At 66.8% G+C, this 16,129-nt stretch carries 11 protein-coding genes and 1 pseudogene; 3 read left to right on the top strand and 9 right to left on the bottom strand.

Annotated elements, in window-relative coordinates; genetic code table 11:
* Positions 1-71: 71 nt before the first annotated feature.
* Positions 72-1,529 (bottom strand): bifunctional 2-methylcitrate dehydratase/aconitate hydratase, encoded by a 1,458-nt coding sequence (locus H149_RS0107775; protein WP_026352975.1) that lies wholly within the window; start codon positions 1,527-1,529, stop codon positions 72-74.
* Between the two features lie 242 nt (positions 1,530-1,771).
* Here H149_RS0107775 and H149_RS23135 point away from each other — a divergent pair, with 242 nt between their 5' ends.
* Positions 1,772-2,245 carry a hypothetical protein gene (locus H149_RS23135; RefSeq protein ID WP_154654695.1) on the top strand — a complete coding sequence of 158 codons (474 nt, stop codon included), beginning with the start codon at positions 1,772-1,774 and terminating at the stop codon, positions 2,243-2,245.
* A 115-nt stretch (positions 2,246-2,360) separates the two neighbouring features.
* Here the strand turns inward: H149_RS23135 and prpF are convergent, their stop codons facing one another.
* From prpF to prpB, 5 genes are all read right to left on the bottom strand, one after another.
* On the bottom strand, positions 2,361-3,563 hold the full coding sequence (prpF, locus tag H149_RS0107770) for a 2-methylaconitate cis-trans isomerase PrpF (protein ID WP_020649181.1): 1,203 nt from the start codon (positions 3,561-3,563) through the stop codon (positions 2,361-2,363).
* Positions 3,564-3,594: 31 nt separating this feature from the next.
* Positions 3,595-4,044, bottom strand: coding sequence for an SRPBCC family protein (locus tag H149_RS0107765; RefSeq protein ID WP_020649180.1), 450 nt, complete (start codon positions 4,042-4,044; stop codon positions 3,595-3,597).
* Between the two features lie 115 nt (positions 4,045-4,159).
* The gene (gene acnD, locus H149_RS0107760) at positions 4,160-6,775 is read right to left on the bottom strand and encodes a Fe/S-dependent 2-methylisocitrate dehydratase AcnD (protein ID WP_020649179.1); all 2,616 of its coding nucleotides are present in this window, start codon (positions 6,773-6,775) and stop codon (positions 4,160-4,162) included.
* 147 nt (positions 6,776-6,922) lie between these two features.
* The gene (prpC, locus tag H149_RS0107755) at positions 6,923-8,080 is read right to left on the bottom strand and encodes a bifunctional 2-methylcitrate synthase/citrate synthase (protein ID WP_020649178.1); all 1,158 of its coding nucleotides are present in this window, start codon (positions 8,078-8,080) and stop codon (positions 6,923-6,925) included.
* 36 nt (positions 8,081-8,116) lie between these two features.
* The gene (gene prpB, locus H149_RS0107750; protein ID WP_026352974.1) at positions 8,117-9,001 is read right to left on the bottom strand and encodes a methylisocitrate lyase; all 885 of its coding nucleotides are present in this window, start codon (positions 8,999-9,001) and stop codon (positions 8,117-8,119) included.
* Positions 9,002-9,241: 240 nt separating this feature from the next.
* Between prpB and prpR the strand changes: the two genes are divergently transcribed.
* On the top strand, positions 9,242-10,867 hold the full coding sequence (gene prpR / locus H149_RS0107745) for a propionate catabolism operon regulatory protein PrpR (RefSeq protein ID WP_020649176.1): 1,626 nt from the start codon (positions 9,242-9,244) through the stop codon (positions 10,865-10,867).
* Between the two features lie 568 nt (positions 10,868-11,435).
* On the opposite strand, the gene H149_RS0107735 is transcribed toward prpR, so the two are convergent.
* The 3 genes from H149_RS0107735 to H149_RS24465 all read right to left on the bottom strand — a co-directional run bounded on the left by H149_RS0107735 (position 11,436) and on the right by H149_RS24465 (position 15,938).
* Positions 11,436-12,395 (bottom strand): beta-ketoacyl-ACP synthase III, encoded by a 960-nt coding sequence (locus tag H149_RS0107735; protein WP_020649175.1) that lies wholly within the window; start codon positions 12,393-12,395, stop codon positions 11,436-11,438.
* A gap of 146 nt (positions 12,396-12,541) precedes the next feature.
* Complete coding sequence (locus tag H149_RS0107730; RefSeq protein ID WP_020649174.1) at positions 12,542-15,646, bottom strand: efflux RND transporter permease subunit; 3,105 nt, start codon at positions 15,644-15,646, stop codon at positions 12,542-12,544.
* A 22-nt stretch (positions 15,647-15,668) separates the two neighbouring features.
* On the bottom strand, positions 15,669-15,938 hold the full coding sequence (locus H149_RS24465; protein WP_211213563.1) for a permuted SH3 domain-containing protein: 270 nt from the start codon (positions 15,936-15,938) through the stop codon (positions 15,669-15,671).
* Positions 15,939-15,968: 30 nt separating this feature from the next.
* Here H149_RS24465 and H149_RS23130 point away from each other — a divergent pair.
* A pseudogene (locus H149_RS23130) lies at positions 15,969-16,129 on the top strand (IS5/IS1182 family transposase); the annotation flags it as partial.

Below are 16,129 nucleotides of genomic sequence, written 5' to 3'. Positions count from 1 at the left end.
GGCCGCGCACGCAGACCGCTCCGCGTACGCGCCGACCTGTGTACGTCCGGCGTGCGCTCGGACCACGCCGCTCAGAGCGCGTACAGATCGACGTACTCGTGCACCGGCAAGCGCTCCAGCGTGGCCGGGTCGAGTGAGGCGTCGAGGATGCGCTGCTGCTGGCGCGGCGCGAAACGGCGCGCGAGATTGGTCTTGAACTTGGCTTCGAGCAGCGGCAGGCCCTCGGCACGGCGCCGGCGATGGCCGATCGGATATTCGACGACGACCTCGTCGAGCGCGCTGCCGTCCGTGAACTCGACGCGCAGCGCATTGGCGATGCTGCGCTTGTCCGGGTCGTGATAGTCCTTGGTGAACTGCGGGTCTTCGACGCAGACGATCTTCTCGCGCAGCGCGTCGATGCGCGGATCGGCGGCGACCTCGTCCTCGTAATCGTCCGCCGTCAGGCGGCCGTAGAGGATCGCGACCGCGACCATGTACTGGATGCAGTGGTCGCGGTCGGCCGGATTGTCGAGCGGCCCGTGCTTGTCGATGATGCGTCGGCAGGCTTCCTGCGTGCGGATGGTGATGCGGCGAATGTCCGCGGCCGTCCTGCCGCAGGCCTTCAGCAGCGCATGCACCTGCATCGCCGCCTCGGCGCCGGTCTGGCCGTGGAACTCGGCGGGGAAGCTGATCTTGAACAGCACGTTCTCCATCACGTACGAGCCGTACGGGCGCTGGAAGCGGAACGGCTGGCCGCCAAAGCTGACGTCGTAGAAGCCCCAGGTCCTGGCCGTGAGCACCGAGGGATAACCCATCTCGCCGGTGCGCGCCATCAGCGCCAGACGCACGCCGCGACTGGTCGCGTCGCCCGCCGCCCAGCTCTTGCGCGAGCCCGTGTTCGGCGCGTGGCGATAGGTGCGCAGCGACTGGCCGTCGACCCAGGCCAGCGACACCGCGTTGAGCATTTCCTCGCGCGACAGGCCGAGCAACTGCCCGACCACCGCCGTCGTCGCCACCTTGACCAGCACCACGTGGTCGAGGCCGACGCGATTGAACGAATTCTCCAGCGCGATGCAGCCCTGGATCTCGTGTGCCTTGATCATCGCCGTGAGCACCGCGCGCATCGCCAGCGGCGGCTTGCCGGCGGCGACCGCCTCGCGGCTCAGCCAGTCGGCCACAGCGAGGATGCCGCCGAGATTGTCGGAAGGATGCCCCCACTCCGCCGCGAGCCAGGTGTCGTTGAAGTCCAGCCAGCGGATCATCGTGCCGAGGTTGAACGCCGCCTGCACCGGATCGAGCCGGAACGGCGTGCCCGGCACCTTCGCGCCGTTCGGCACCACCGTGCCCGGCACCAGCGGCCCGAGCAGCTTGGTGCAGGCCGGATACCCGAGCGCTTCCAGCCCGCAGCCGAGCGTGTCGATCAGGCAGTGGCGCGCGGTCTCATAGGCCAGCGCCGACCGCACCTCGTGGCGCTCGACGTAATCGACGATGTCGACGAGCACCGCATCCCATTCGGGGCGGGCGGCGGACGGCGTATCGGGAGAAGACATGGCGGCGGCTCCTCGCATGGGATAGGCGCCGCCATGATGCACCTTCGGGCAGCGTGCGCCAGTTCTCAGGATCGTGGGACATCCCGTTGTGCGATACGGCATCATGAGGCGGGGATCGCTCGGCATGCTTATGCCGCATCGCAGGGGAACGGGATATGGGAATCAATCGCTTATCGGGATTTACAGCCGTAGCCGGCGGAATGAATAAGCTGACCCCAGCATCCGTCTATTAGCTGTTGGGCATGAACAGCATGAGCCGCGTGTTCTACCTTGAGGTCGGGCTGCGTCGCTGGTGGCTTCTACTCATTCTTCTCGGTGTGCTGCTCTTAGCTCTGTGGCCCCACTATTGGGTTGCGGTCGCCTTAACTGCAAAAGTGGTGCTCATGCTTGCCATGTGCGTGGCTATTTGCACCGTGTCAATCAGTGAGCAGGGTCTGGTGCTCTACCGAGTCAGCCGTCTGAGCTGGCCCGACATAACAGAAGCAAAGGCGCGTTCTTTTTTGGGGCTGCCTTATGTCCGTATTTCACGAGCCTCGGGCATGGCTTGGTCAGTGCCGCTCTATCTTCGTTCGCCTCAAGATTTTTACTCCGCCGTCATCTCGGCGGCACCACAAGACAACCCTCTGCGCTCCTTCGCTGAGGCTGCGGTTCATGCCCAACCAACGCTTCCACCCGACGTCCTTGCCGCCGCTTCGCGTCGTCAAGGCCGCAGGTGAAGCTAGGCGTTAAACGACCGCAATTGGCACCAAGCCGCCACAGCACTAGATGCAGAAAGGCCCGGACGTCGCCGTCCGGGCCTTTGCTTTACGACCGCATCATGAGCGCAAGCGCTTAGAACGCATCGCCCGGCACGCGCACCCAGCCTTCCATCAGCACGCGCGCGGAGCGCGACATGATGGCTTTCTTGACGACCCACTGAGCCCCCCCGTTCGGCAAGGGCTCCTGCACGGCGGCAGCGCCGACGCGCAAGGAGCCGGACGGGTGGCCGAAGCGCACCGCTTCGCGTTCGCCGCCGCCGGCGGCGAGGTTGACCAGCGTGCCGGGGATCGCCGCGGCGGTGCCGATCGCCACGGCTGCGGTGCCCATCATCGCGTGGTGCAGCTTGCCCATCGACAGCGCGCGCACGTTGAGATCGATGTCGCTGGCCTTGATCTCCTTGCCGCTCGACGCCTTGTAATCCTTCGGTGGCGCAACGAAGGCGACCTTCGGCGTGTGCTGGCGCTTGGCGGCTTCGCTGACGTCCTTGATCAGGCCCATGCGCAGCGCGCCGTAGGCGCGGATGGTCTCGAACATGGCCAGCGCCTTGGCATCGCTGTTGATCGCTTCGCGCAGCTCGGTGCCGGTGTAGCCGATGTCGGCGGCGTTGATGAAGACGGTCGGGATGCCGGCGTTGATCATCGTCGCCTTGAGCGTGCCGACGCCCGGCACTTCGAGGTCGTCGACGAGATTTCCGGTCGGGAACATCGAGCCGCCTTCGTCGCCCTCCTCGGCGGGATCGAGGAATTCGATCTGCACTTCGGCGGCCGGGAAGGTCACGCCGTCGAGTTCGAAGTCGCCGGTTTCCTGCACCTGGCCGTTCGTGATCGGCACGTGGGCGATGATGGTCTTGTTGATCTGCGTCTGCCAGATGCGCACGACGCAGTGACCGTTCTGCGGGATGCGCGCCGCATCGACGAGGCCGTTGTTGATCGCGAACGAGCCGACCGCGGCGGTGAGGTTGCCGCAGTTGCCGGACCAGTCGACGAAGGGCTTGTCGATCGACACCTGGCCGAATCGGTAGTCGACGTCGTGGTCGGGCTTGGAGCTCTTCGACAGGATCACGGTCTTGCTGGTGCTGGACGTGGCGCCGCCCATGCCGTCGATCTGCGCGCCGTACGGATCCGGCGAGCCGATCACGCGCAGCAGGAACTTGTCGCGCGCCTCGCCGGGCACGCGGCAGCGCTCCGGCAGGTCGTCGAGCTTGAAAAACACGCCTTTCGACGTGCCGCCGCGCATGTAGGTGGCGGGGACTTTGATCTGCGGTACGTGGGTCATGTGAGCCTCTGTGGGCCGACGCGCGAGGACATCAGGCGCCGTCGGGAATATCGGGTTCGACGAGGTTGGCGAGCATCGCCAGCGATTCCTGCCAGCCGAGATAGCAGAACTCGGTCGGGATCGCGTCGGGGATGCCTTCCTGGACGATCGTGACTTCGGTGCCGCAGGAAACGGCCTTCAGATCGACGCTCACCTGCATCTCGCCGGGCAGGTTCGGGTCTTCGAACGCGTCGACGTAGCGCAGGCGCTCGCCGGGCTTCAGCTCCAGATACTTGCCGCCGAACGAATGCGTGTGGCCGGTGCCGAAGTTGGTGAATGACATGCGGTAACTGCCGCCGACGCGCGCATCCATGCTGTGCACGGTGGCGGTGAAACCGTACGGCGGCAGCCATTTGCACATCGCCGCCGGGTCGATGAACGCACGGTAGATGCGCTCGGCCGGCGCGCGAAGGACACGGTGGAAGCGGACGGTACCGGTCATGGCAGTTTCTCCTTCAGAAAATCTCATCCGGGGACAGCACCCCTGTGCTGTCCTCCTGCCGATACGTCGAACGGGCGCCGGCGAAATCGACAACCGGATGAGATTCTGACCGCGCTCAGGCCGCCTTGCTGGACTCCAGGAAGTCCTGCGCGAAGCGCTGCAGCACGCCGCCCGCCTGGTAGATCGAGACTTCCTCGTCGGAATCGAGACGGCAGGTCACCGGCACTTCGACCTTCTCGCCGTTCTTGCGATGGATCACCAGCGTCAGCGTCGTGCGCGGCGCGAGCTTGCCGACGACGTCGAAGGTCTCCGTGCCGTCGATGCCCAGCGTCAGGCGCGTCGTGCCCGGCTTGAACTCGAGCGGCAGGCAGCCCATGCCGATCAGGTTGGTGCGGTGGATGCGCTCGAAGCCTTCGGCGACGATCGCCTCGACGCCGGCCAGACGCACGCCCTTGGCCGCCCAGTCACGCGACGAGCCCTGGCCGTAGTCGGCGCCGGCGACGATGATCAGCGGCTGCTTGCGCTCCATGTAGGTCTCGATCGCTTCCCACATGCGCATGACCTTGCCTTCCGGCTCGACGCGCGCCAGCGAACCCTTCTTCACCGTGCCGTCCGCGTTGCGCACCATCTCGTTCATCAACTGCGGATTGGCGAAGGTTGCGCGCTGCGCGGTGAGGTGATCGCCGCGGTGCGTCGCGTAGGAGTTGTAGTCCTCCTCCGGCAGGCCCATCTTCGCCAGGTATTCGCCGGCGGCGCTGTTGCCGAGAATCGCGTTCGACGGCGAGAGATGGTCGGTGGTGATGTTGTCCGGCAGCACGGCGAGCGGACGCAGACCCTTCAGCGTGCGTTCGCCGGCCAGCGCGCCTTCCCAGTACGGCGGGCGGCGGATGTAGGTGCTCTGCGGGCGCCAGTTGTAGAGCGGCTTGGTGCTCTTGTCGTCGACGACCTTGAACGTGAACATCGGGTCGTAGACCTTGCGGAACATCTCCGGCTTGACGCTGCTGGCGATGACGGCCTTGATCTCCTCGTCGCTCGGCCAGATGTCCTTGAGACGGATTTCCTTGCCGTCCTTGTCCTTGCCGAGCACGTCCTTCTCGATGTCGAAGCGCACGGTGCCGGCGATCGCGTAGGCGACGACCAGCGGCGGCGACGCGAGGAAGGCCTGCTTGGCGTACGGATGGATGCGGCCGTCGAAGTTGCGGTTGCCCGACAGCACGGCGGTCGCGTACAGATCGCGGTCGATGATCTCCTGCTGGATCTTCGGATCGAGCGCGCCGGACATGCCGTTGCAGGTCGTGCAGGCGAAGGCGACGATGCCGAAGCCGAGTGCTTCGAGATCGTCGAGCAGGCCGGCTTCCTTCAGGTACAGCTCGACGGCCTTCGATCCGGGCGCGAGCGAGGTCTTGACCCAAGGCTTGCGCACGAGACCCTTCTGCACGGCGTTGCGCGCGAGCAGGCCGGCGGCGATGACGTTGGCGGGGTTCGAGGTGTTGGTGCAGCTGGTGATCGCGGCGATGATCACCGCGCCATCCGGCATCAGGCCCTGGCTTTCCTGCTGCAGCGCCTTGTCGAGATCGACGGCGATGCCGCGCTCGTGCAGCGCGCTGACCGGCAGGCGCTTGTGCGGGTTCGACGGGCCGGCCATGTTGCGCACGACGGTCGACAGGTCGAACTTCAGCACGCGCTCGTACTGCGCGGTCTTCAGATCATCCGCCCACAGGCCCGCGGTCTTCGCGTAGGTCTCGACCAGCTTGACCTGCGCGGCGTCGCGGCCGGTCAGCGTCAGGTAGTCGAGCGTGTTCTGGTCGATGAAGAACATCGCCGCCGTCGCACCATACTCCGGCGCCATGTTGGAGATCGTCGCGCGATCGCCGAGCGTCAGCGCCGCAGCGCCTTCGCCACGGAATTCCAGATATGCACCGACGACCTTTTCCTTGCGCAGGAACTCGGTCAGTGCGAGCACCACGTCGGTCGCCGTGATGCCCGGCTGCGGCTTGCCGGAGAGCTCGACGCCGACGATGTCCGGCAGGCGCATCCACGACGCGCGGCCGAGCATGACGTTCTCGGCTTCGAGGCCGCCGACGCCGATGGCGATGACGCCCAGACTATCGACGTGCGGCGTGTGCGAGTCGGTGCCGACGCAGGTATCCGGGAAGGCGACGCCGTCCTGCGTGTAGATCACCGGGCTCATCCGCTCCAGATTGATCTGATGCATGATGCCGTTGCCCGGCGGAATGACGTCGATGTTCTTGAACGCTTCCTTGGTCCAGTTGATGAAGTGGAAGCGGTCGTCGTTGCGGCGATCCTCGATCGCGCGGTTCTTGGCGAACGCATCCTTCTCGAAACCGGCGTGCTCGACGGCCAGCGAGTGGTCGACGATCAGCTGCACCGGCACGACCGGATTCACCTTGGCCGGATCGCCGCCCATGTCGGCGATCGCATCACGCAGGCCGGCGAGATCGACGAGCGCGGTCTGGCCGAGGATGTCGTGGCACACGACGCGCACCGGGAACCACGGAAAGTCGAGATCGCGCTTGCGCTCGATGAGCTGGCCGAGATACGCATTGAGCTTGCCGGGCTCGGCCTTGCGCACGAGGTTCTCGGCGTGCACGCGCGCCGTGTACGGCAGCGTCGCCCAGGCGCCGGGCTTGATGGCATCGACGGCGGCACGCGCGTCGTAGTAGTCGAGCTGCGTGCCCGGGAGGTTCTTGCGGAAGGCGGTGTTGGTCATGGCTTGCACTGAACGCTGGCTGCAACAGAAGAAGACAATGGTTTCGCAACGATCGGCGCCTCGCTATCGCGAGACGCCGATTGCGCTGACTCGTAACGCTAGGATCCCCACGCTTTCGCGTGGGGGCCCGCCACGCTACTCGCAGCGCTACTTTCTGTCCTTCAGCGGCACGAACTTGAGATCTTCCGGGCCGACGTAGTTGGCGGACGGACGGATGATCTTGCCGTCGATGCGCTGCTCGATGATGTGCGCGCTCCAGCCCGAGGTGCGGGCGATGACGAACAGCGGCGTGAACATGTCGGTCGGCACGCCCATCATGTGATAGCTGACGGCGCTGAACCAGTCGAGGTTCGGGAACATCTTCTTGATGTCCCACATCACCGTTTCCAGACGCTCGGCGATGTCGAACATCTTCATGCTGCCCGCTTCCTTGGACAGATCGCGCGCGACTTCCTTGATGACCTTGTTGCGCGGGTCGGCGATCGTGTAGACCGGGTGGCCGAAGCCGATGACGACTTCCTTCTTCTCGACGCGGGCCTTGATGTCGGCTTCCGCTTCGTCCGGATTGTCGTAGCGCTTCTGGATCTCGAACGCGACTTCGTTGGCGCCGCCGTGCTTCGGGCCGCGCAGCGCGCCGATGCCGCCGCAGATCGCCGAGTACATGTCGGAGCCGGTGCCGGCGACGACGCGGCAGGTGAAGGTCGAGGCGTTGAACTCGTGTTCGGCGTACAGCACCAGCGAGGTGTGCATCGCCTTGACCCAGCTCTCCGGCGGCTTGACGCCGTGCAGCAGGTGCAGGAAGTGACCGCCGATCGAGTCGTCGTCGGTTTCGACGTCGATGACCTTGCCGTTGTAGGCGTAGTGGTACCAGTACAGCAGCATCGAGCCGAGCGAGGCCATCAGCTTGTCGGCGATGTCGCGCGCGCCCGGATGATTGTGGTCATCCTTCTCCGGCTTGACGCAGCCGAGCACCGAGACGCCGGTGCGCATGACGTCCATCGGATGCGCCGACGGCGGCAGCTGTTCGAGCGCAGTCTTCACGGCGGCCGGCAGGCCGCGCAGCGACTTCAGCTTGGCCTTGTAGGCGGCCAGCTCGGCGACGTTCGGCAGCTTGCCGTGCACCAGCAGGTGGGCGATTTCCTCGAATTCGCACTGCGCGGCGACATCGAGGATGTCGTAGCCGCGATAGTGCAGGTCGTTGCCGGAACGGCCGACGGTGCACAGCGCGGTGTTGCCGGCGGCGGTGCCGGACAGCGCGACGGACTTCTTCGGCTTGAAGGTCGGGGCAGCGGTGGTTTCGCTCATCGTGAATGCTCTCCTGTTGTGTGGGGCGACGCAGCCTTACTTCTTCTTGGCGGCGAACAGTGCGTCGAGCTTCTGCTCGAAAGCGTGATAGCCGATGCGGTCGTAGAGCTCGGCGCGCGTCTGCATGAGATCGAGCACGTCCTTCTGGTGACCGTTCTGGCGGATCGAGGTGTAGACCGCCTCGGCGGCCTTGTTGGCGGCGCGGAACGCCGACAGCGGGTACAGCTGGATGCCGACGCCGACCGAGGCCAGCTCGTCGCGCGAGAACAGCGGCGTGGCGCCGAATTCGGTGATGTTGGCGAGCACCGGCACCTTCAGCGCATCGACGAACTTCTTGTACGTCGGCAGATCGTAGGCGGCTTCGGCGAAGATCGCGTCGGCGCCGGCCTCGACGCAGGCGATCGCGCGTTCGAGCGCGGCGTCGACGCCTTCGGCCTGGATCGCGTCGGTGCGGGCGATCAGGAAGAAGTCCGGATCGGTCTTGGCATCGGCGGCGGCCTTGACGCGGTCGACCATCTCGCCCTGCGAGACGATTTCCTTGCCGGGACGATGACCGCAGCGCTTGGCGCCGACCTGGTCCTCGATGTGGCAGGCGGCGGCGCCGGCCTTGATCAGGCTCTTGATCGTGCGCTCGATGTTGAACGCCGAAGGACCGAAGCCGGTATCGATGTCGACCAGCAGCGGCAGCTCGCAGACGTCGGTGATGCGACGGACGTCGGTGAGCACGTCGTCCATGGTGTTGATGCCGAGGTCCGGCAGGCCCAGCGAACCGGCGGCGACGCCGCCGCCCGACAGATAGATGGCCTTGAAGCCGGCGCGCTGCGCGAGCAGCGCGTGGTTGGCATTGATGGCACCGATGACCTGCAAGGGCTTTTCGGCAGCAAGGGCGGCGCGGAAACGCGCACCGGCGGAAGACGTCATGACGGCTCCTCAGTGATCGGCGGACGAACAGCGCGGCGCAGGGCCGGGGCGTCCACCGGTGAATGGTGGCGCTTTGCACTCAAGGGCCGTGCCAGCCGGCCCCGAATTGCCAGACCGTTCATAGCTCTTTGATTGAAAAGAAATATCGTCGAGCACCGGACAAGGCGCCACGACGCGATGAAACACGCAATGTTTCAATCTCGAGTTTCACGAAACACGTGAACGCCGACTTGGAACATAATGCGCGCCATGCAAACCCCGGATGGCTTCCTGCCGACGATCTGGACGGTCAGCGTCACGCGGCTGTCGAGCCTGCTGCGCGACATCACCCCGGAGTTCGACGGCCGCGCCCATATCGAGACGCTGGATGTCGGCTTCGAGGAAGCGGTCACGCGCATCCGCGAGCGCCTGCGCACCGAAGACTGCGACGTCGTGCTCTCGGCCGGCAGCAACGGCGAGTACCTGCGCAACCGCATCGACAAGCCGATCGTCCTGATCCGCCCGGACGGCTTCGATCTGATGCAGGCGCTGACGCGCGCCCGCCACCACTCGCCGCGCATCGGCATCGTCACCTACGGCGGCGACCTGCCCGCGTTCAGCGCCTTCAAGCAGCAGTTCGGCCTGCAGATCGAGCAGCGCTCGTACAGCAACGCCGAGGAAGCGCGCGACGCGGTCGCCGAGCTGGTCGCGCTCGGTTGCGGCGCGATCGTCGGCACCGGCTACATCTCCGAGCTGGCCGACCGCGCCGGCGTCGCCGGCATCCTCATGTACTCGCCGGCGTCGATCCGCCGCGCGTTCGAGCAGGCCATCGACCTCGCGCGCCTGCTGGCGAGCGCGCGCAGCGGGCCGCGCCGCAATCCGGCCTCGTCCGACGCGCGCTACAGCCTGCGCCGCCTGATCGGCAACAGCGAAACGATGGTCGCGCTGCGCGACCAGGTGCGCCTCTACGGCATCTCCGACCGCACCGTGCTGATCACCGGCGAGACCGGCACCGGCAAGGAACTGGTCGCGCAGGCGCTGCACGGCGCCAGTCCGCGGCGCGACGCGCCCTTCATCGCCGTCAACTGCGGCGCGATCGCCGAATCGCTGCTCGAATCCGAGCTGTTCGGCTACACCGAAGGCGCGTTCACCGGCTCGCGGCGCGGCGGCCGCGTCGGCCTGATCGAGGCGGCGAACGGCGGCACGCTGTTCCTCGACGAGATCGGCGAGATGCCGCTGCCGCTGCAGACGCGCCTGCTGCGCGTGCTCGAAGAGCGCGAGGTGCTGCGTGTCGGCGCGACGCGGCCGACGCCGGTCGACGTGCGCGTGATCGCCGCCACGCACTGCGCGCTCGACCGCCTCGCCGCCGACGGCCGCTTCCGGCGCGATCTCTACTATCGCCTCAACGTGCTGCGCATCGCGCTCGCGCCGCTGCGCGAGCACCCGGACGACATCCCGCTGCTGCTGATGAACTTCCTGCGCGCCGCCGGCGCCGGCGCGATGACGCTCGACGATCCCGCGCAGACGCTGCTGCTGCAGTACGCCTGGCCCGGCAACGTGCGCGAGCTGCGCAATCTCGCCGAGCGGCTCGCCGTGCTCGCGCATGCCGAATCGCCGCTGTCGGCGCTGACGCGGCCGCTGCTGCTGCGCTGCGCGCCGGAGCTCGCCGATGCCGCGGCGTCCGCGCCGGTCGCCGCCACGCCGGCGCCGCAGCCCGCGCCCGTCGCCGCCGACACGAAGGCCGCGCGCGGCACGCTCGACCCGGCGCGGATCGCCGATGCCCTGCGGCGCCATGGCGGCGACCGCCAGCGCGCCGCCGACGCCCTCGGCATCTCGCGCACGACGCTGTGGCGGCATTTGAAGGCGATGGAGAAGGCGCGACTCTGAGGCGCCGAGCTTGTCGTCCGCAGCAACGGAAGTCCACCAGGCCCGGGACCGTCATCGTGACGAAAGCGGCGTTCCCGGCCCTGCGCGCGTGCCGCATCTTTGCGCCGTGCTTCTGGATCCGGCCTTTTCATTTCGCCTTTCGGCCAAAAGAAAGTATACCCTGAGGGCCGCACCGCTCGCTGACGCGAGCGGAGTCTGCGCTGCTCACGTGTTCGGGGTCGTTGCCAACGCGACATCCCGGTCGCGATGGCGACTGGTCGCGCCGTCCTGGCACGCCATCCCCTGTGCGCGCTGCACTGCTCGGTGCGCCCCTCAGGGCCCCCAAAAAAGCAAGAGCCGACGCAACGGCGCGGCGCTGCGCTCCAGCTGGATGCCTGGCTGCACGGACTCTTCGGGACTCTTGCGGCGCGCGCGAAGCGCCGCGCCGCGCCCGGCCACATCCCGCTCACCGCGCGGAAAAGTCGCCGTTGCAAGCAGGGCCGAGGCCGCGTTCGCCGCGCACAGCGGTACTAGTGCACAGCGAGCACGAGGGACGCGAGATCGGCCCGCGCAGCAGGCGAATTCGCGCTCAGAACACCAGCAGCGCGGCGCCCCAGGTCATGCCGCCGCCGACCGCTTCGAGCATGACCTTGTGGCCGCGCTGGATGCGGCCGTCGCGCACCGCCGCGTCGAGCGCCAGCGGCACCGAGGCGGCGGAGGTGTTGCCCTGCTGCTCGACCGTGGTGACGATGCGCTCGCGCGGCAGACCGAGCTTGTCGGCGGTGGCCTGGATGATGCGGATGTTGGCCTGGTGCGGCACCAGCCAGTCGAGGTCGCTGCCCTTCAGGCCGTTGGCGTCGAGCGCCTCGCGGCAGACCTCGTCGAGCACCTTGACCGCGAACTTGAACACTGCCGGACCGTCCATGTAGACGAAGGCGCGGCCCTGGATCTCGCCGTTGTGGACCGAGCCCGGCACGTTGAGGATGCCGCTCTGGCTGCCGTCGGCGTGCAGATGCGTCGACAGAATGCCCGGCGTGTCGCTGCGCTTGAGCACCACCGCGCCGGCGCCGTCGCCGAACAGCACGCAGGTGCGCCGGTCGCTCCAGTCGAGCAGGCGCGAGAACACCTCGGCGCCGACGACCAGCGCGCACTTGCTCTGGCCGCTGGAGACGAACTTGTCGGCGATCGCGAGCGCGTAGACGAAGCCGGTGCAGACCGCCTGCACGTCGAGCGCGGCGCAGCCCTTGATGCCGAGCTTGTGCTGCAGCAGCGCCGCGGTCGACGGGAACATCATGTCCGGCGTCGTCGTCGCGACGACGATCAGATCGACCTCGGCGGCTTCGATGCCGGCGGCGTCGAGCGCCTGGCGCGCGGCGTTCAGCGCGAGATCCGAGGTCTTTTCGTCCGGCGCCGCGACGTGGCGGCTGCGGATGCCGGTGCGCGAGAAGATCCACTCGTCGCTGGTGTCGATGCGGCTCTCCAGCTCCTGGTTGCTCAGGGCCTGGGCAGGCAGGTAGCTGCCGGTACCGACGATACGGGAATACGCCATCTCTTTCTCGCAGGGGATATGAGGACTTGTCGTCCGGGGGCCGTGCGTTGCGGCCGGTCCGCCATCTTAGCGCGGCGCGCGGGCCAAACGAAAAAAGCCCCGCGGCGAGCCGCGGGGCCAGATCCGACGCGAGAGCGCGGCGCGCCTCAGGGCACGCCGGGTGCCGGATGGACCGCGTCGACGTCCTCGTCGGCGCCGACTTCCTTCTGGCGATGCTCGGCGGCGAGCCACAGGTACATCGCCGGCACCACGAACAGCGTGAACAGCGTGCCGATCGAGATGCCGGCGAAGATCACCAGACCCATGTGGTTGCGGCCGACGGCGCCGGCGCCGGTGGCGATCACCAGCGGCACGACCGACAGCACCATCGCCGCCGTCGTCATCAGGATCGGACGCAGGCGGATGCCGGCCGCGGCCGTCACCGCGTCCCACTTCGAGCGGCCGGCCTTCTGCTCGTCGTTGGCGAACTGCACGATCAGGATGCCGTGCTTGGCGATCAGGCCGATCAGGGTGACGAGACCGACTTCCGTGTAGATGTTCAGCGTCGCCTTCTTGACGCCCCAGAAGATGAACACCATCGCGCCGAAGATCGCCATCGGCACCGACATCATCACGATCAGCGGATCGCGGAAGCTGCCGAACTGCGCGGCGAGCGCCAGGAAGATGATGATGACGGCGAACGCGAAGGTCAGCGCGAACGAGCTCGACTCCTGCATGTACTGGCGCGACTGGCCGGCGTAGTCGACGGTATAGCCGAGCGGCGCCATCTCGTCGGCGAGGCCGCGCAGGTACGTCAGCGCATCGCCGAGCGTGACGCCGGCGAACGCGTTCGGCACCGCCGAGAACGTCGCCGAGTTCAGCTGCTGGAAGTGGCTGATGCGCGTCGGGATCGCCTCGGTCTTCATCGAGATCACCGTCGACGCCGGGACCACCGCGCCGCTGGCGGTACGGATGTAGTAGTCCTTCAACTGCTCCGGATTGATGCGGTCGAACTGCTGGACCTGCGGGATGACCTTGTACGAACGTCCCGAGATGCTGAAGTAGTTGACGTAGCCACCGCCGAGCATGGCGCCGAGCGCGCTGCCGACGTCCTGCATCGTCAGGCCCAGCGCCGCCACCTTGTTGCGGTCGACATTGACCGTCACCTGCGGCTTGTCGATCTTCAGATCGGTATCGATGTAGAAGAACTTGCCGCTGGCCTGGGCCTTGGCGAGGATGCGCTGCGCGACCTCGTCGAGGTTGGCGAACGGCTCGGTCGTGCCGAGCACGAAGGCGACCGGCGTGTTGACGCCGCCGGTGCCGACCGGCAGCGGCGGCGGCAGCGACGCGTACACGGTCGCGCCGGCGACGCCGTTGACCTCGTTCTGCAGGATCGGCTGCAGCTGGCCGGCGGTCATCTCGCGCTGGTCCCAGGGCTTGAGGATGATGCCGGAGAGCGTCGTGTTCTGGCCGTTGACGCCGGTGAACTGGAACACCTGCTGGTGCTCCGGATGCGAGGCGATGATGTCGTAGATCTGCTTGCTGTACCCGCGCATCTGCTGCGTCGAGGCGTTCGGCAGCGAGTAGCCGTAGACGATCATGAAGCTCTGATCTTCCTCCGGCGCCAGCTCCTGCTGCGACATCTTCACCATCACGAAGATCAGGGCGATGATGATGAAGCCGAACGTCACCACCGCCGGCCAGCCCTTGAGAATCGCGCCGAGCATGCGCTCGTAGCGGCCGCGCGCCCACTCGAAGTTGCGGTCGATCAGCTTGACCAGCCGGCTCTCCTGATGCTCCTGCTTGAGGAAGCGCGAGGCCAGCATCGGCGACAGGGTCAGCGCCACCACCGCCGACACGCCGACGGCGCCGGCCAGCGTGAACGCGAACTCCGAGAACAGCGAGCCGGTCAGGCCGCCCTGGAAGCCGATCGGCACGTAGACCGCGATCAGCACCACCGAGATCGCGATGATCGGACCGGCGAGTTCGCGCGCGCCGATCAGCGCCGCCTGCATCGGCGTCTTGCCTTCCTTCAGATGGCGGTCGACGTTCTCGACGACGATGATCGCGTCGTCGACGACCAGGCCGATCGCCAGCACCAGCGCCAGCAGCGTCAGCAGATTGATCGAGTAGCCGAGCACCAGCATGATGAAGAAGCCGCCGATCAGTGACAGCGGAATCGCCAGCGCCGGAATCAGCACCGAGCGCGGCGCGCCGAGGAACAGGAAGATCACCAGCGTGACGATCACCAGCGCCTCGATCAGCGTCTTGATGACCTCGTCGATGGCGTTGTTGATGTAGTCGGTGGCGTCGTAGTTGATCTTGCCGTTGATGCCGGCCGGCAGCTGCGCCTGGATGTCCGGGAACGCGTCGCGGACCTTCTTGATCACTTCCAGTACGTTGGCTTCGGGCGCGACCTTGATGCCGACGAACACGGCCTGCCGGTCGTCCATCAGCGCGTCGAAGTCGTACTGCTCGGCGCCGAGCGTGACGTTGGCGACGTCCTGCAGCCGCACCACCGAGATGCCGCTCTGCTTGACGACGAGCTGCTTGAATTCCTCGACGGTGTGCAGATCGGTGCCGGCGGTGATGTCGACCGTCACCATCTGGCCCTTGGTGCTGCCGAGCGCCGAGATGTAGTTGTTGGCCGACAGCGCCGTGTAGATGTCCTGCGCGGTCAGGCCGTGCGCGGCGAGCTTGTCGGGATCGAGCCAGGCGCGCAGCGCGAACTGCCGCTCGCCGAGGATCTCGGCCAGCTGCACGCCGGGAATCGTCTGCAGCTTCGGCTTGACGACGCGGATCAGGTAGTCGGTGATCTTGTTGCCCGGCAGCGTCTCGCTGGAGAAGCCGAGATACATCGAGTCGGTCGATTCGCCGGTCGACACGGTGATGACCGGCTGCTGCGACTGCGGCGGCAGCTGGTTCAGCACCGAGTTGACCTTGGCGCTGATCTCGGTCAGCGCGCGGTTCGAGTCGTAGTTGAGCTGCAGGCTGGCGGTGATCGTGCTGGTGCCGGCCAGGCTCGTCGAGCTCATGTAGTCGATGCCCTGCGCCTGCGCGATCGCCGCCTCCAGCGGCGTGGTGATGAAGCCGGCGATGACGTCGGAGTTGGCGCCGTAGTACTGCGTGGTCACCGTGACCGTGGCGATTTCCGACTGCGGGAACTCGCGCACCGGCAGCTGCGCGAGCGCGCGCAGGCCGAGCACGAGGATCAGCAGGCTCACCACGGTCGCCAGGACCGGATTGCGGATGAAGATGTCTGTGAATTTCATGGCTGCGCCCCGGGCCGCCCCTTCATTCTTCGGTCGGCCGCGGATCGGCCTCGTTCAGCGGCTGCACCTTGTTGTCGATGGTCACCGCCGTGCCGGTCTTCAGCTTGAGCTGGCCGCTGGTGACGACTTCGTCGCCCGCCTTCAGGCCCTTGAGGATCGCGATCTGGTCGCCACGCGTCGGACCGACAGTAACGAGTCGGCCCTGAACAACCCGCCCGCCCCTTACCCGGCGCGGGCTGAGCACCCTTGAGGCCTTGCCGAATCCTCCAGTTTCCAGTGCAATCGCATTCACTTTCTGGAAGATTTGGAGCGCAGGTTTTCAATGACCACCCCGGACTTTTTCCGCGCCCGGCTGGATGCGATGATCGATCTGCGTCACCCGCTCGCGGTATTGGCAACCCGCATGCCGTGGGCCGAGATCGAATCGGCGCTGGCGCCGTGCTTTGCCCGTCAGGACCGGCAGGGACGCCCGATCGAAGGCCT

It is taken from the genome of Solimonas variicoloris DSM 15731, from assembly GCF_000382285.1.
In the GTDB taxonomy this organism is placed as follows: domain Bacteria; phylum Pseudomonadota; class Gammaproteobacteria; order Nevskiales; family Nevskiaceae; genus Solimonas; species Solimonas variicoloris.
The sequence above is the reverse complement of the archived record's forward strand: the minus strand, read 5'-3'. Positions and strand labels throughout refer to the sequence as shown.

Coding starts and splice junctions, on each gene's coding strand:
- H149_RS0107775 (WP_026352975.1), bottom strand. CDS start 1,529: ATGTCTTCTCCCGATACGCCGTCCGCCGCCCGCCCCGAATGGGATGCG.
- H149_RS23135 (WP_154654695.1), top strand. CDS start 1,772: ATGAACAGCATGAGCCGCGTGTTCTACCTTGAGGTCGGGCTGCGTCGC.
- prpF (WP_020649181.1), bottom strand. CDS start 3,563: ATGACCCACGTACCGCAGATCAAAGTCCCCGCCACCTACATGCGCGGC.
- H149_RS0107765 (WP_020649180.1), bottom strand. CDS start 4,044: ATGACCGGTACCGTCCGCTTCCACCGTGTCCTTCGCGCGCCGGCCGAG.
- acnD (WP_020649179.1), bottom strand. CDS start 6,775: ATGACCAACACCGCCTTCCGCAAGAACCTCCCGGGCACGCAGCTCGAC.
- prpC (WP_020649178.1), bottom strand. CDS start 8,080: ATGAGCGAAACCACCGCTGCCCCGACCTTCAAGCCGAAGAAGTCCGTC.
- prpB (WP_026352974.1), bottom strand. CDS start 9,001: ATGACGTCTTCCGCCGGTGCGCGTTTCCGCGCCGCCCTTGCTGCCGAA.
- prpR (WP_020649176.1), top strand. CDS start 9,242: ATGCGCGCCATGCAAACCCCGGATGGCTTCCTGCCGACGATCTGGACG.
- H149_RS0107735 (WP_020649175.1), bottom strand. CDS start 12,395: ATGGCGTATTCCCGTATCGTCGGTACCGGCAGCTACCTGCCTGCCCAG.
- H149_RS0107730 (WP_020649174.1), bottom strand. CDS start 15,646: ATGAAATTCACAGACATCTTCATCCGCAATCCGGTCCTGGCGACCGTG.